At 37.2% G+C, this 897-nt stretch carries 1 protein-coding gene; it reads left to right on the forward strand.

Annotation, left to right across the window (positions count from 1 at the left end; translation table 11 throughout):
- The coding region (locus tag MKO96_RS29125) for an isopeptide-forming domain-containing fimbrial protein (protein ID WP_240589342.1) at positions 1–897 on the forward strand (897 nt) is incomplete at both ends.

Raw genomic sequence — 897 nt, forward strand, 5'->3', positions numbered from 1 at the left:
GGGAATTCCTTTAATTGAATACATCCAAAGAGAACGGGTAGAAGAAGCTAAAAAATTAATAAAGGTGAAAGAAGAAGCGGAAGTAGGCAAGGAAATCGTCAATAAGGCAATTGTTGATGATACGAAAGATCCAACGACTTCAGAAGTAACGATCACGCCAGAATATAAAGACGGTAAGCTGAAAGCTGAGAAGTTTGTAAACAATAAGAAGCCGAAGTTAGGAGAAGAAGTAGAATACCGAATTCGTTTTAAAAATACGGTAGAAAACGGAAAACTAGCAGAGGTGCGAGTAGAAGATGCAATTCCAACAGGTCTTGAATATGTAGAAAATAGTATTAAGGCTGAAGGAGAAGCACCGGGGCCAGTAAAATTAACGGTTGAAGCTGGGGTAGTTAAAGCTAAGTATATCGATATTACGGATACGAAAGAAAGAAGTATCGTCTTTAAAGCAAAGGTGAAGGAAGAAGCAAAAGTAGGTAAAGAAATCATCAATAAGGCAATTGTTGATGATACGAAAAATCCACCGATTGAGCCGGAGGAAAGAATTACTCCGCAATATAAAGATGGAATAATTGATTTGAAGAAGACAGTAGATAATTCATCACCAAAACTAGGAGAAGAAGTGGAGTACCGCATTACATTTCATAATACGGTAGAAAACGGAAAGCTAGAAAAGGTAATGATAGAAGACACGTTGCCTGAAGGTGTTGAATACGTGAAAGATAGTTTGAAAGCAGAAGGTATAAAACCAGAGCCAGTAGAACTAAAAATGGAGAATGGCAAAGTAACTGCAACATATCCAGAAATTACGGATATGGAACAAAGAAGTATTGTTTTTAAAGTGAAAGTAAAAGAGACGGCAAAAGTAGGGGAAGCAATTGTGAACAAAGCAGTTGC

The sequence above is a fragment of the Bacillus sp. ES1-5 genome (assembly GCF_022487605.1).
Lineage (GTDB): Bacteria > Bacillota > Bacilli > Bacillales > Bacillaceae_G > Bacillus_A > Bacillus_A wiedmannii.